Source organism: Acidovorax sp. BL-A-41-H1, from assembly GCF_051942715.1.
Genome location: NZ_JBPVJQ010000012.1, coordinates 1 through 14,009, shown reverse-complemented (window position 1 = coordinate 14,009; position 14,009 = coordinate 1). Strand labels below are relative to the sequence as shown.

Sequence of the window (14,009 nt, the reverse complement as noted above, 5' to 3'; positions counted from 1 at the left end):
CTTCAAAAATCCCTGACCACCCCGCGCCCAGCCGGGTGTCAGGGCGTCAGGCCAGCAGGCGTGACGACTTGGGTACATGCGCCATCAGAAAATCCATCTGATCCGCCAGGATGCGGCGGTTGCGCAGGATGAAGTCCTCCCACAGGCTGGGCACGTAGGGCGTGTACAGCAGCGGCATGTGCGCCTGCTCGGGTGTGCGCGGGCCCTTGCGATGGTTGCAGGGACGGCAGGCCGTCACCACGTTCATCCAGTGGTCCTGCCCGTTGCGGGCAAAGGGCACGATGTGTTCGCGCGTGAGGTGTTCCTCGTGGAAGTGGCCGCCGCAGTAGGCGCACACATTGCGGTCGCGAGCGAAGAGCTTGCTGTTGGTGAGGCTAGGCTTGAGATCGAACGGGTTGATGCTGGGCACGCCCTTGGTGCCGATGATGCTGTTGATGGCAATCACCGATTGTTCACCCGTGATGGCGTTGTGCCCACCCCGGAACCGGGCGATCTGGCCGCCGGATTCCCAGCGCACCTCCCCGGCGGCGTAATGAATCACCGCCTGTTCAAGCGAAATCCACGATTGGGGCAGCCCTTGGGCTGACAGCTTCAAGACCTTCAAAACACGCCTCCTGGAACACAAAGTACACAAGGACATGACTTACGCAAAACAGGACTCTGGCAAGCGGTTCGCCCCAAGGAGAAGGCGGTTGTTGCATCCCGGTTTGCGCAAGTCCTAAAGGATTCTGAACGCAGATGTCTCGCGGGCAGCCCTGCGCGAGGCCAGCCGTGGGTCACAATATACTCCGTTTTCATGACAAATTGGCGTCCTGCGCTTGATGGACCTGCGCATGGTGCTATCAAAAAGATAACAAACCGATGAAGATCTTTCGCGGCTTCCACCACCCTGGCATTGCCAATGCCTGTGCGCTGACCATCGGCAATTTCGATGGCGTGCACCGGGGCCACCAGGCCATGCTGGCCCTGCTCAACAGCGAGGCCGCGCACCGGGGCGTAGAAAGCTGCGTGCTGACGTTCGAGCCGCACCCGAGGGACTACTTTGCCGGGGTTCACAGCAAGCCGGAACTCGCCCCCGCGCGCGTGGGCACGCTGCGCGACAAGCTGACCGAGCTGGCACGCTGCGGTGTGCAGCAGACCGTGGTGCTGCCTTTTGACGCCCGGCTGGCCGCCCAATCGCCCGACGCTTTCATCGACGAGGTACTGGTGCGCGGCCTGGGCGCCCGCTATGTGCTGGTGGGCGACGATTTCCGCTTTGGCCGCCAGCGCGCGGGCGACTACGCCATGCTGGATGCCGCCGGGCAAGCCAAGGGCTTCGACGTAGCGCGCATGAACAGCTACGAGGTGCATGGGTTGCGGGTATCGAGTTCCGCCGTGCGCCAGGCCCTGGCCGCAGGCGACATGGAAGCAGCAGCCCGCCTGCTGGGGCGGCCCTACACCATCAGCGGCCATGTGGTGCATGGCCGCAAGCTGGGCCGCGAGCTGGGCGCCACGTCCGCCGGTGCGGGCAACGGTTTTCGCACCCTGAACCTGCGGTTCGCGCACTGGAAACCCGCCGCCAGCGGCATCTTTGCGGTGCTTGTGCATGGCCTCTCGGCCGAGCCTTTGCCGGGGGTGGCCAACCTGGGCGTGCGCCCCTCGCTGGACCCGAACGACGTCAATGGCGGCCGTGTGCTGCTGGAAACCCATTGCCTGCAGTGGCCCGCCGATCTGGGGCCCGAGGGGGCGTACGGTAAAATCGTGCGCGTGGAACTGCTACACAAACTGCACGACGAGCTGAAGTACGACGGTCTGGACGCCCTGACGAAGGGCATCGCCAAAGACTGCGCCGACGCGCGTGCCTACTTTGCCTCGGCCCAGGCACCCAACCACACCGAAACCCGGCGCCAGACCACCCGCGACCGAATTTGAGGGAGCTGCTTCTCGCAGCGCCCGCCTGACGGGCCCGTCATTTTTAGCGCTCCAACCCCGTTCTTGCTCCGGGCCCTGCCCCGGAATGCCCCGTTTTTAAGGCTCCCTCATGTCCGACGACAACGCCAGCACTCCCTCCACGGATTACCGCAGCACCCTGAACCTGCCCGATACCCCCTTCCCCATGCGCGGCGACCTGCCCAAGCGCGAGCCGGGCTGGGTCAAGGACTGGGAAGACAAAGGCATCTACAAGCGCCTGCGCGACGCCCGCCGGGGAGCCCCCAAGTTCATCCTGCATGACGGCCCGCCCTATGCCAACGGACAGATCCACATGGGCCATGCGGTCAACAAGATCCTCAAGGACATGATCACCAAGGCGCGCCAACTCGAAGGCTTTGACGCGCTGTACGTGCCGGGCTGGGACTGCCACGGCCTGCCGATCGAGAACGCCATCGAGAAGAAACACGGCCGTAACCTGAGCCGCGACGACATGCAGGCCAAGAGCCGCGCGTTCGCCACCGAGCAGATCGCGCAGCAGATGGTGGACTTCAAGCGCCTGGGCGTTCTGGGCGAATGGGACAACCCCTACAAGACCATGAACCCCGCCAACGAGGCGGGCGAGATCCGCGCCTTCAAGCGCGTGATGGAACGCGGCTTTGTGTACCGGGGCCTCAAGCCCGTGTACTGGTGCTTTGACTGCGGCTCGTCGCTGGCCGAGTTCGAGATCGAGTACCAGGACAAGAAGAGCACCACGCTGGACGTGGCCTTCAAATCGCATGAGCCAGCCAAGCTCGCCGCCGCCTTCGGGCTGCCCGCACTGGCCAAGGACGCGTTTGTGGTCATCTGGACCACCACCGCCTGGACCATCCCTGCCAACCAGGCGCTGAACCTGAACCCCGAGATCAGCTATGCGCTGGTGGACGCAGGCGAGCGCATCCTGCTCGTGGCCGAGCCGCTGGTGGCCTCGTGCCTGGAGCGCTACGGCCTCACCGGCAGCGTGCTGGCCACCACCTTGGGCAAGAACCTGGGCGGGCTGGAATTTGAGCACCCGCTGTACGACGTGGCCAGCGAAGACGGAAGCTTTGGCTACCGCCGTCTGTCGCCCGTGTACCTGGCCGACTACGCCACGGCCGATGACGGCACGGGTATCGTGCACTCCTCGCCCGCCTACGGCCTGGAAGACTTCAACTCCTGCCGCGCACACGGCATGGCGCTGGATGAGATCCTGAACCCCGTGCAGGGCAACGGCACCTATGCGGCCGACTTCCCGCTGTTTGGCGGCCAGCACATCTGGAAGGCTGTACCCGTCATCATCGAGGCCCTGCGCAACGCGGGCCGCCTGATGACCACCAAGGACATCACACACAGCTACCCGCACTGCTGGCGCCACAAGACGCCGGTGATCTACCGCGCCGCCGCGCAGTGGTTCATTCGCATGGACGAAGGCGAAGGCGTGTTCACAAAGCCTGGCATGAAGCCCGCCAAGACGCTGCGCCAGATCGCGCTCGATGCGATCGAGCACACCAGCTTCTACCCCGAGAACGGCAAGGCCCGCCTGCACGACATGATTGCCGGACGGCCGGACTGGTGCATCTCGCGCCAGCGCAGCTGGGGCGTGCCCATCCCGTTCTTCCTGCACAAGGATTCGGGCGAACTGCACCCGCGGACCATGGAAATCATGGACCAGGCCGCAGACATCGTCGAAAAGGGCGGTATCGAGGCCTGGAGCCGCGTGACGACCGAAGAAATCCTGGGTGCGGCTGACGCGCCCCACTACACCAAGAGCACCGACATCCTCGAAGTGTGGTTCGACTCCGGCTCGACCTTCAGCCATGTGCTGCGCGGCACGCACCCCGAGGTGCACCACGACACCGGCCCCGAGGCCGACCTGTACCTCGAAGGCCATGACCAGCACCGCGGCTGGTTCCACAGCTCGCTGCTGCTGGCCTCGGCGCTGGAAGGCCGCGCGCCGTATCGCGGCCTGCTGACCCACGGCTTCACTGTGGACAGCCAGGGCCGCAAGATGAGCAAGTCGCTGGGCAACGGCATCGACCCGCAGGAGATCAACAAGAAGCTGGGCGCCGAAATCATCCGCCTGTGGGTGGCCGCCAGCGACTACTCGGGCGACATCGCGGGCGATGAGAAGATCCTGGCGCGCGTGGTGGACGCCTACCGCCGCATCCGCAACACGCTGCGCTTCCTGCTGGCCAACGTGAGCGACTTCGACCCGGCCAAGGATGCCGTGCCGTTTGACCAGATGCTGGAGATCGACCGCTACGCGCTCACCCGCGCGTCCGAGTTCCAGGCCGAAGTGCTGGCGCACTACAAGGTGTATGAGTTCCACCCTGTGGTCGCCAAGCTGCAGCTGTACTGCTCGGAAGACCTGGGCGGCTTCTACCTGGACGTGCTCAAGGACCGCCTCTACACCACGACGCCCAAGAGCCTGGCCCGCCGCAGCGCGCAGACCGCGCTCTACAACATCACGCACGCCATGCTGCGCTGGATGGCACCGTTTCTGTCGTTCACGGCAGAAGAGGCCTGGAAGGTGTTCGGCAATTCCGACTCCATCTTCCTGGAGACCTACGGCAACGTGGCAGGCGTGGGTGCCGGTGCCGACGAAGGCCTGCTGGCCAAGTGGTCGCGCATCCGCGAGATCCGCGATGCGGTGAACAAGGAGATCGAAACCCTGCGCGCCGATGGCAAGGTGGGCTCATCCCTGCAGGCCACCGTTTCGCTGACGGCAGCTCCCGAAGACCACGCGCTGCTGGCCAGCCTGGGCGACGACCTGAAGTTTGTATTCATCACATCCGCTATCGAATTAATAGCTGGAAGCGAGCTACAGATCCGCGTGAACCCCAGTTCTGACGCCAAATGCGAGCGCTGCTGGCACTACCGTAGTGACGTGGGCAGCGATGCCGCGCATCCCACCATCTGCGGCCGCTGCACCAGCAACCTGTTCGGCAGCGGCGAGAGCCGGGCCCACGCGTGATGGCGAGCACCACCGCACGCAACGGCCCGCGCATCTGGGTCTGGCTGGCGTGGGCCGCGTTCCTGATGGTGGCCGACCAGATCACCAAGACACTGATCCTGAACCACTACCAGCTGGGCGACTCCACGGTCATCACCGGCTTCTTCAACATCGTGCGGGCGCACAACACGGGCGCGGCGTTCTCGTTTCTGGCCAATGCCGGGGGCTGGCAGCGCTGGCTGTTCACAGGCATCGGCGCAGTGGCCACGGTCTTCATCGTGTGGCAGCTGCGCGCGCACCCCGGGCAAAAGCTGTTCTGCTTCTCGCTCGCCAGCATCCTGGGCGGCGCGGTGGGCAACGTGGTGGACCGCCTGATGCACGGCTACGTGGTGGATTTCCTGGACTTCCACTGGGACTTCCTCTCCGGCATCTTCCACGGCGGGCATTTCCCGGCCTTCAATCTGGCGGACATGGCCATCAGCGTGGGCGCGGTCTGCCTGATTCTGGACGAGTTGCTGCGGATGCGGCGCGAGCGCTGACGCCGGGCCCCCAACCCGGCACACACACCACGGCCCGCAGCACGCGGGCCGTCTTGTTTCTGCTCTTGTTTTGCGCCACTGCACTGCGGGCGTGCCAATACAACGCCCCCCTGTCCCAGCATGGACATCTGCGCCGACGCTATGGAATCAGGAGTATGCTTATATGTCAGTTTTGTGACAAACCAGCGTGTGCAGTTCTTGCATGTTGCGTGGGGACCGACAGCCGCACGGGCCAACGGGGCACCGCAACCGCGTCTACGCGCCGCACAATGGAGTCATGAACGCAGCACCGGCTCCGAGGGAGCCGGGCAGAAGTCTGCGCAGGTCACAAGAAGAAGAAACAACGGGTTTTCATGAAGCATCTCCTCAATCTCCTGGCAGCCGTGGCGCTGCTGATCTGGGGCACCCACCTGGTGCGCACCGGCATTCTGCGGGTCTTCGGCGCCAACCTGCGGCAGCTCATTGCGCACAGCGTCAGCAGCCGGTTCACGGCGGTCTTGTCAGGCATCGGCGTGACGGCCGTGGTGCAGTCCAGCACGGCCACCGCACTCATCGTGTCGTCTTTTGTGGGCCAGGGCCTGGTGGGCCTGCCTGCCGCGCTGGCCGTGATGCTGGGGGCCGACGTGGGCACCAGCGTGATGGCGGTGGTGTTCTCGATGGACCTGTCGTGGCTCTCACCGCTGTTCATCTTTGTGGGCGTGGTGCTGTTCATCTCGCGCAAGGACACGGCCGTGGGCCGCGTGGGCCGCGTGCTCATCGGCCTGGGGCTGATGCTGCTCGCGCTGCGGCTCATCACCGAATCCACCACCGTGCTCACCCAGTCGCCCACCGTGCGCACGCTGCTGGGGGCCCTCACCAGCGACCTGCTGCTGGAGATTTTCACCGGTGCAGTGCTGGCCATCGTGGCCTATTCGAGCCTGGCCACGGTGCTGCTCACGGCGGCTCTGGCGGGCTCGGGCGGTATTCCCGCCGACGTGGCCCTAGGCCTGGTACTGGGCGCCAACCTGGGCAGCGGCGTGCTGGCCGTGCTGACCACCATGAAGGCCAATGTGCAGACGCGCCAGGTGCCGCTGGGCAACCTGTTCTTCAAAATCATTGGCGTCATCATCATGACGCCGCTGACCGGACTGTGGCTGCAGCATGTGCGACCCTATGTGCCGGAAACCGCCGCACTGGTGGTGCTGTTCCACCTGGCGTTCAACGTGGTCGTGGGCATTGTCTGCATTGGCCTCACTGGCACCGTGGCACGCACTGTGCAGCGGCTGCTGCCCACCGAAAAAACCCAGGCCGCCGCTGGCACCCGGCCCCAGCACCTGGACCCTTCGGCCCTGGCCACGCCCTCGCTGGCCATCTCCTGCGCAGCGCGCGAAGCGCTGCACCAGGCGGATGTGGTCGAGTCCATGCTGCTCGGTCTGCAGAAGGTGATCCAGACCGACGACCTGCAACTGGCCGAAGACCTGCGCAAGCTCGACGACGAGGTGGACGGGCTGTACTCAGCCATCAAGTACTACATGACCAAGATCTCGCGCGAAGCCCTGGACGAGCGCGAGGGCCGACGCTGGGCCGACATCATCAGCTTCACGATCAATATGGAGCAGATCGGCGACATCATCGAGCGGGTGCTGATCGACATCGAGGACAAGAAGATCAAGAAGGGCCGCCAGTTTTCCGAGGCGGGCATGGAAGAGATCAACGAGCTGCACGCGCGCCTGATCGACAACTTGCGGCTGGCGATGAGCGTGTTCTTGAACGGCAGCGTACGCGATGCGCAAAAGCTGCTGGAGGAAAAAGCACGATTCCGCGACCTGGAGCATGCGTACTCGGCCACCCATCTGGCGCGCCTGTCGGACAACACGGTGCCCAGCATCGAGACCAGTTCGCTGCACATCGACCTGATCAGCGAACTCAAGCGCATCAACTCGCTGCTGTGCTCGGTGGCCTACCCCATCCTCGAATCGGCCGGGGCGCTGGCGCCCAGCCGACTCAAGACGATGGTGGACCAGGGCTGAGAGAAGAGAGGCAGTACAGCGGCCAACACCCGCCGCACATGGCGGGCAGCAAGGCCGCGCCAGCGCTCTAACGCAGCAGAGCCAGCACACCCTGCGGCAGCTGGTTTGCTTGCGCCACCATGGCCGTTCCGGCCTGCTGCAGGATCTGTGAACGCGAGAGGTTGGCCGTTTCTGCCGCAAAGTCGGCGTCGAGGATGCGGCTGCGTGAGGCCGACAGGTTTTCCGACGTCACCTGCAGGTTGCTGATCGAGGTTTCGAAGCGCGACTGCAGGGCACCGAGCTTGGCGCGTTCGCTGTTGATAAAGGCCAGGGCCGAATCCACGGTCTTGAGCGCGTTGGTGGCATTGGCGAACGTGGTGACATCCAGATTGGCGACCGTCTGCAGCGTGGATCCTGCGCTGGTGAGCTGATTGCTGGCCGAGGTGATGGCGAAGGATTTTTCCGAGTCCAGCGTGATGTAACCACCGGTAGTCACCTTCCAATCGACACCTGGGGTAATCATTGTTTCTGTTGCACCAAATGCAACTCCGGCAGCGTTGTAGGCCTGCACGCTGGTGTTGCCCGCGTTGTCTGCGGAACTTTCACCCACAGTGATGTTATTGCCCGTGGTGTTCGTCAAAATCACCTGGGTTCCATCCGCACTAAGGGCTGCATTGATGCCGGTTTTGGCCGATTGATCATTGATGGCCGATACCGCCGCTGACAATCGGTCAGTCCCCGTGGCCGACGTCAACGTAAATGAGACCGTACGTGGCGACCCCACGTTGTCACCCTCGATGAAATAGGTATAGGAGCCCACTGCGGCCATACCTGACATACGCACCTCCGTGCGCGCCGTAGCGGTAACTCCGGTGGTGGACTTGAGCGCATTGATTTGATCGGCCGTGGCCTTTGCTGTTGCTTGCGAGGCCACGGAAAGTGTGCCTGTGCCCAAGTAGCCGCTGATGGATACCGCACCGGATGTCACGCCATTGACACTGGCACTTATCAAACTCGTGCCCACCGCCCCAAAGCCTGCGCCGTTGGCAGCCAGATTTTGATTGTTTCCGTACACACTGGTGCGCAGGTTGCCCGTGGCCGCCACGATGGTCTGGTTGGCATTGGCACCCACCTGGAACTGTTGCGTCCCGAACGTGCCGTCCAGCAGCTTGGAGCCATTGAATTCCGTGGTTTGCGAAATGCGGTCCAGTTCGGACACCAGCTGGCCCACTTCCTGTTGCAGGGCTTGGCGGTCGCCAGCGCTGTTGGACGCATTGGCCGACTGCACGGCCAACTCGCGCACCCGCTGCAGGATGTCGCCAGAAGCCTTGAGTGCGCCTTCCGCCGTCTGCGCCAGCGAGATACCGTCGTTGGCATTGCGCACCGCCTGGTTCAGACCCCGGATCTGGCTGGTGAAACGCTCGGAAATGGCCAAACCAGCAGCATCGTCCTTGGCACTGTTGATGCGCAGACCCGACGACAGGCGCTGGATGGAGGTGTTCAGCGAGGTCTGGCTCATGCCCAGGTTGCGCTGGGCCGTCAGCGATGACACGTTGGTATTGATTGTTGAAGCCATGTCGATTGCCCGCCCGGTCCGCTCGCTAGAGTTTTCGTTTTGTTGCGTGGCGCGGCACAGGCAGCGCTTGACCATGTTTCGGCCAGGCCAGAGCGAACTTGAGGCGCTTTTCGCGGCGCTGCGGGTATCCCCGGCCCCCGCATCTCGCGAAATACGGGGCCTTGGTACGTGGGCCCCGCAGAGAAAAAGCTGTCAGGCCACCACACCCACCCCCTCCTCCGCCAGCCCCGTGTACTGCAGCAGCCCCGCCACCAAAGCATCAAACGTATGCCTGCAGCGCGGGCTGTTGCGCAGGTCTTCGTGCATCACCACCCAGGTGTCCAGCGCGGCATTGAACTGCTGTGGCAGCACCCGCACCAGCTGCGGCGTGCGCCGCGCCAGTTCCACCTGGCATATGCCAATGCCGCCGCCCGCGCGGATCAGTGCCAGCTGGGCCAGGTCGCTGTCGCTGCGCAGGGCAAAACCTTCGCGGCGCCACGGGGGCAGCGCCTTGCGGGCGGCGCGGATGAACGGGGTTTCCTGGTCAAAACCGATCAGCCGGTGGTGCGCCAGGTCGGCCAGCGACGTGGGTGTGCCCTGCGCCTGCAGGTAGCTGGCATGGGCGTGCAGGCCCAGTGCCACCACGCCCACGCGGCGGGCGATGAGCGCCTCCTGGCGGGGTTCGGTCATGCGGATGGCGATGTCGGCCTCGCGGTGGAGCAAGTCTTGCACGCGGTTGCTCAGTGCCAGCTCCACCGTCAGCCCGGGGTGCCGGGCCTGCAACTGGGCCAGCAGCGGGGGCAGCACCTCGACGCCAATCACCTCACTGGCCGTGACACGCACGGTGCCGCGCACGCCCTCGCCATGGCCGCTGGCCGCCCGTGCCAGGGCGGCGGCCGAATGCTGCATGGCCTGGGCGTAGGGGTGCAGCTCCAGCGCGGCCTCGGTAGGCAGCAGACCCTGCTGCGAACGGGTGAACAGGGTGAGCCCCAGGGCGTGCTCCAGTGCGGCGATGTGGCGGCCCACCGTGGGCTGGGTCACGCCCAGAGCCCGGGCGGCGCCCGACAGCGAACCTTCGCTGAGCACCCCCAGGTAGGAGCGGTACAGCTCCCAGCCAATCGATTCTGCAGAGGGTTGAGTCATACATAAATGTATAGCCTCACCTCTATTTTCAGCAATTTCTTTTTGACGGGCCGCGCTCCACACTGGCACCCATCAACACGGCAACGGCCACATCCACGGCCACACAAGGAGCAGTTTCATGGCACAAGGCAACAAGGTTCTGGTTCTGGGCGCCACCGGCGGCATTGGCGGCGAGGTGGCGCGCCAGCTGCGCGACCGGGGGTGGGAGGTGCATGCGCTGCACCGGGGTGTGGCGCAGGCCCGCGAGCAGCGCGACGGCATGACCTGGGTGCGTGGCGACGCGATGCGGCGTGAGGACGTGGTGGCCGCTGCCGCAGGCTGCGACGTGATCGTGCACGCGGTCAACCCACCCGGCTACCGGCGCTGGGGCGAGCTGGTGCTGCCGATGATCGACAACACCATTGCGGCGGCCGCAGCCACCGGGGCCACGGTGGTGCTGCCCGGCACGGTCTACAACTATGGGCCCGATGCCTTCCCGGTGCTGCGCGAGGATGCACCGCAACAGCCCCACACCCGCAAGGGCACCGTGCGTGTAGAGCTGGAGCGCCGCCTCCAGCAGGCCACCCAGCCCCACCCGCTGGGCCCGGGCACCTGCCGCGTGATCATCGTGCGGGCGGGCGACTACTTTGGCCCCCAGGTGGGCAACAGCTGGTTTGCCCAGGGCCTGGTGCAACCGGGCCAGCCCGTGGCCAGCGTCAAGCAGCCCGGCCGCCCCGGCGTGGGCCACCAGTGGTCTTACCTGCCCGATGTGGCGCGCACCATGGTGCTGCTGCTGGAGCGGCGCGCCGAGCTGCCCGCGTTTGCGCCTTTCCACATGGCCGGGCACTGGGATGCCGACGGCACGCAGATGGCTGATGCCATCTGCCGCGCCGTGGTGCGCAGCGGCGGTGCGGCGCCCCGGGTGCAGGCGTTTCCGTGGTGGCTGGTCACGCTGGCATCGCCGTTTGTGGCGACCTTGCGCGAGCTGCGCGAAATGCGCTACCTGTGGCAGCAGCCCGTGCGCATGGCCAACGACCGCCTGCTGGCGGTGCTGGGCAGCGAGCCCCACACCCCGCTGGATGTGGCGGTGCAGGCCACGCTGCAGGGGCTGGGCTGCCTGCCCACAGAGCGGCTCACTGCCCCAGGTAGCCCGCAATCACCAGGCCAGCTTCCAGCGTGAACAGGCCCTGGGCCACCTGCGTGCGCAGACCTTCCAGCGGCAGCAGGTCAAAACGCTCGACCTCGCCATCCTGGTTGCTGGGCTCCATGCCCTCGGGAACCTGGGCGCAGAACCAGTCGATGCGCTCGTGCATGTAGCCCGCGCCGCCGCCCTCGCGGCTCGGGCGGCTGAAATCCACATGACCGCCGTGGCGCAGGCCGTGCAAGGCCTCCACCCGCAGGCCAGCCTCTTCCCAGGTCTCGCGCGCCAGGGCCTGGGGCAGCGAATCGGCGGCAGAGACCATGCCGCCCATCAGCGTGTCCCAGAGGCCGGGGTTGTTGGGTTTGGTCATGGAGCGCTTTTGCACCCACATGCGGCCGTCGGGGGCCAGGCCCACCAGGTGCACAGCGCGGGTGGTGATGCCCAGCACCCGCACGGCGCCACGCTCCACCGTGGCCACCACCTCACCGGCGGGGTTGCACACGGCCAGTTGCTCGTTGCGCCAAGGGCCACACAGGTCTGCATCACGCAGAGCCGCAGCCAGGGTGTTGAGCGCCTCCGTGGCCGCGCCCGTCGGCACATCCAGGTGCCAGGCAGGCGCACCAGAATGCTCACTATTTGATAGCTTAAAGCGCTTATCCAGCAGGCGGTAGAGGCCGATTTTGTTCAGAAAATCCTCCGCCACCGACCCCACCACCTGCCCGGCCACCAGCAACGGCTGGCGCGGCAGCTTCGGGGGTTGCTGCGCCGACGCGCGTGCGCCCGCCAGCCAGTGCTCGAACGAGGGGTTCTGCACGCGGGCGCTCACAGCGTGAGGATGGTGCAGCCCGTGGTCTTGCGCGCCTCCAGATCCCGGTGCGCCTGCTGCACCTCGGCCAGCGGGTAGCGCTGGTCGATGTGGATCTTCACCTGCCCGCTGGCCACCACGGCGAACAGGTCGTCGGCCATGGTCTGTGTGGCTTCGCGTGTGGCGATGTGGGTGAACAGCGTCTGCCGCGTGACGTAGAGCGAGCCCTTGGCGCCCAGACTGCCCGGCGCAAACGGCGGCACGGGGCCGGAGGCATTGCCGAAGCTGGCCATCAGGCCGAAGGGCCGCAGGCACTCCAGCGACTTGTCCCAGGTGTCCTTGCCCACCGAGTCATAAACCACCTTCACGCCCTTGCCGCCGGTGATCTCTTTCACACGCGCCGCGAAGTCCTCTTGCTGATAGTTGATCGCGTGCGCCGCACCGTTGGCCAGGGCCAGCTGGCACTTGGCATCCGACCCCGCCGTGCCGATGAGCTGCAGGCCCAGGGCCTTGGCCCACTGGCTGGCGATCAGGCCCACGCCACCGGCGGCTGCGTGGAACAGCACAAAATCGCCGGGCTCCAGCCCTTCCACCGGGCGTGTCTTTTTCAGCAGGTACTGCGCCGTCAGGCCCTTGAGCATCATGGCCGCACCGGTCTCGAAGCTGATGGCGTCTGGCAGCTTGCACACGCACTTGGCGGGCATCACGCGCACCTCGCAATAGGCGCCCGGCGGATTGCTGGCATAGGCGGCGCGGTCGCCCACCTGCAGGTGTGTGACGCCCTCGCCAACGGCCTCGATCACGCCTGCGCCTTCCATGCCAATGGTGGCGGGCATAGTGAGCGGGTACAGGCCGGTGCGGTGGTACACGTCGATGAAGTTCAGGCCGATGGCGTGGTGGCGGATGCGGACTTCGCCGGGGCCGGGGTTGCCCACGGTCACATCAACCACCTGGAGTTCTTCGGGGCCGCCGTGCTGGCGGATCTGGACGGCAAGGCTCATGGCAAACGGTCTCCTCAAACAAACGGGAAATGGGGGTGAGAACGGCGGCCATCCTGCCACGATTCATGCGGGCGTGCCGCGTGTGGCAGCAGCGCCGATGGCGGCCTGGGGCCTTGTGGCCTTCCGCCAGCGGGGCACGGCATGCACCGTTACAGTGCAGCCCCATGACTCACAAACTCACACCCGGCACGGCCGTGCTGCTGGTGATTCCGCCCCTGCTGTGGGCTGGCAACGCCGTCACGGGGCGGCTGGTGCATGACCTGATTTCCCCCGCCGCCCTCAATTTCATCCGCTGGGTGCTGGCCTTCTTCATCCTGCTGCCGCTGGCGCATGGTGTGCTGCGCAAAAACAGCCCGCTGTGGCCGCACTGGCGCCGCTATGCGCTGCTGGGGCTGCTGGGCATTGGCCTGTACAACGCGCTGCAGTACATGGCGCTGCAGACGTCCACGCCCATCAACGCAACGCTGGTGGGTTCGAGCATGCCGGTGTGGATGCTGGCCGTGGGAGCACTGTTTTTTGGCGCGGCCGTGACGCGGCGCCAGGTGGTGGGTGCGCTGCTGTCGGTGTGTGGCGTGCTGCTGGTGCTGAGCCGGGGCGAATGGGCGCAGCTGCTCGCGTTCCGCCTGGTGCCGGGCGATCTGTTCATGCTGCTGGCCACCATCTCGTGGGCGTTCTACAGCTGGCTGCTGGCGCGCACCAGCGAGCCGGGCAGCATCCGGGGCGACTGGGCGGCCTTCCTGATGGCACAGATGGTGTTCGGCCTGGCCTGGTCGGGCAGTTTTGCCGGGGCCGAATGGGCCACCGGCCACGCGCACACCACCTGGGGCTGGCCGCTGGTGGCCGCGCTGGCCTTCATTGCCGTGGGCCCTGCGGTGCTGGCCTACCGCTGCTGGGGTGTGGGCGTGCAGCGGGCGGGGCCTGCGGTGGCGGGCTTTTTTGTCAACCTCACGCCCCTGTTTGCCGGGCTGCTGTCGGCCGC

General features: G+C 65.8%; 11 protein-coding genes. 6 read left to right on the top strand and 5 right to left on the bottom strand.

Annotated features, from left to right (window positions below; translation table 11 throughout):
• Positions 1-46: 46 nt before the first annotated feature.
• Entirely contained in the window at positions 47-604 is a 558-nt protein-coding gene (locus ACTPOI_RS24540) for an HNH endonuclease (RefSeq protein WP_094285371.1), read from the bottom strand.
• Between the two features lie 257 nt (positions 605-861).
• Here ACTPOI_RS24540 and ACTPOI_RS24535 point away from each other — a divergent pair, with 257 nt between their 5' ends.
• The 4 genes from ACTPOI_RS24535 (at position 862) to ACTPOI_RS24520 (ending at position 7,427) form a co-directional block, all read left to right on the top strand.
• Positions 862-1,911 (top strand): bifunctional riboflavin kinase/FAD synthetase, encoded by a 1,050-nt coding sequence (locus ACTPOI_RS24535; RefSeq protein ID WP_440113952.1) that lies wholly within the window; start codon positions 862-864, stop codon positions 1,909-1,911.
• 109 nt (positions 1,912-2,020) lie between these two features.
• Complete coding sequence (gene ileS / locus ACTPOI_RS24530; RefSeq protein ID WP_440113949.1) at positions 2,021-4,900, top strand: isoleucine--tRNA ligase; 2,880 nt, start codon at positions 2,021-2,023, stop codon at positions 4,898-4,900.
• The gene (gene lspA, locus ACTPOI_RS24525) at positions 4,900-5,418 is read left to right on the top strand and encodes a signal peptidase II (protein ID WP_252657615.1); all 519 of its coding nucleotides are present in this window, start codon (positions 4,900-4,902) and stop codon (positions 5,416-5,418) included. The genes ileS and lspA overlap by 1 nt, the downstream gene beginning before the upstream one ends.
• A 353-nt stretch (positions 5,419-5,771) precedes the next feature.
• Positions 5,772-7,427, top strand: a complete 1,656-nt coding sequence (locus ACTPOI_RS24520; protein WP_094285367.1) for a Na/Pi cotransporter family protein — start codon at positions 5,772-5,774, stop codon at positions 7,425-7,427.
• A 67-nt stretch (positions 7,428-7,494) separates the two neighbouring features.
• On the opposite strand, the gene ACTPOI_RS24515 is transcribed toward ACTPOI_RS24520, so the two are convergent.
• On the bottom strand, positions 7,495-8,982 hold the full coding sequence (locus ACTPOI_RS24515) for a flagellin N-terminal helical domain-containing protein (RefSeq protein ID WP_440113944.1): 1,488 nt from the start codon (positions 8,980-8,982) through the stop codon (positions 7,495-7,497).
• A 192-nt stretch (positions 8,983-9,174) separates the two neighbouring features.
• The gene (locus ACTPOI_RS24510) at positions 9,175-10,104 is read right to left on the bottom strand and encodes a LysR family transcriptional regulator (RefSeq protein WP_440113940.1); all 930 of its coding nucleotides are present in this window, start codon (positions 10,102-10,104) and stop codon (positions 9,175-9,177) included.
• Positions 10,105-10,222: 118 nt separating this feature from the next.
• Here ACTPOI_RS24510 and ACTPOI_RS24505 point away from each other — a divergent pair, with 118 nt between their 5' ends.
• Positions 10,223-11,263, top strand: coding sequence for an NAD(P)H-binding protein (locus ACTPOI_RS24505; RefSeq protein ID WP_440113937.1), 1,041 nt, complete (start codon positions 10,223-10,225; stop codon positions 11,261-11,263).
• Here ACTPOI_RS24505 and ACTPOI_RS24500 read toward each other — a convergent pair.
• A complete protein-coding gene (locus ACTPOI_RS24500) occupies positions 11,217-12,050 on the bottom strand; it encodes an NUDIX hydrolase (protein WP_440113934.1) in 834 nt (277 codons plus the stop codon). The two genes, ACTPOI_RS24505 and ACTPOI_RS24500, sit on opposite strands and share 47 nt — an antisense overlap.
• A complete protein-coding gene (locus ACTPOI_RS24495) occupies positions 12,047-13,030 on the bottom strand; it encodes a quinone oxidoreductase family protein (protein ID WP_440113931.1) in 984 nt (327 codons plus the stop codon). Before ACTPOI_RS24495 ends, ACTPOI_RS24500 begins: the two co-directional genes overlap by 4 nt.
• Before the next feature lie 164 nt (positions 13,031-13,194).
• On the opposite strand from ACTPOI_RS24495, the gene ACTPOI_RS24490 reads away from it, so the two are divergent.
• Positions 13,195-14,009 (top strand): DMT family transporter (locus ACTPOI_RS24490; protein WP_440113928.1); only part of this gene is annotated, 815 nt, incomplete at its 3' end.

Coding starts and splice junctions, on each gene's coding strand:
- lspA (WP_252657615.1), top strand. CDS start 4,900: ATGGCGAGCACCACCGCACGCAACGGCCCGCGCATCTGGGTCTGGCTG.
- ACTPOI_RS24510 (WP_440113940.1), bottom strand. CDS start 10,104: ATGACTCAACCCTCTGCAGAATCGATTGGCTGGGAGCTGTACCGCTCC.
- ACTPOI_RS24535 (WP_440113952.1), top strand. CDS start 862: ATGAAGATCTTTCGCGGCTTCCACCACCCTGGCATTGCCAATGCCTGT.
- ACTPOI_RS24520 (WP_094285367.1), top strand. CDS start 5,772: ATGAAGCATCTCCTCAATCTCCTGGCAGCCGTGGCGCTGCTGATCTGG.
- ileS (WP_440113949.1), top strand. CDS start 2,021: ATGTCCGACGACAACGCCAGCACTCCCTCCACGGATTACCGCAGCACC.
- ACTPOI_RS24495 (WP_440113931.1), bottom strand. CDS start 13,030: ATGAGCCTTGCCGTCCAGATCCGCCAGCACGGCGGCCCCGAAGAACTC.
- ACTPOI_RS24505 (WP_440113937.1), top strand. CDS start 10,223: ATGGCACAAGGCAACAAGGTTCTGGTTCTGGGCGCCACCGGCGGCATT.
- ACTPOI_RS24515 (WP_440113944.1), bottom strand. CDS start 8,982: ATGGCTTCAACAATCAATACCAACGTGTCATCGCTGACGGCCCAGCGC.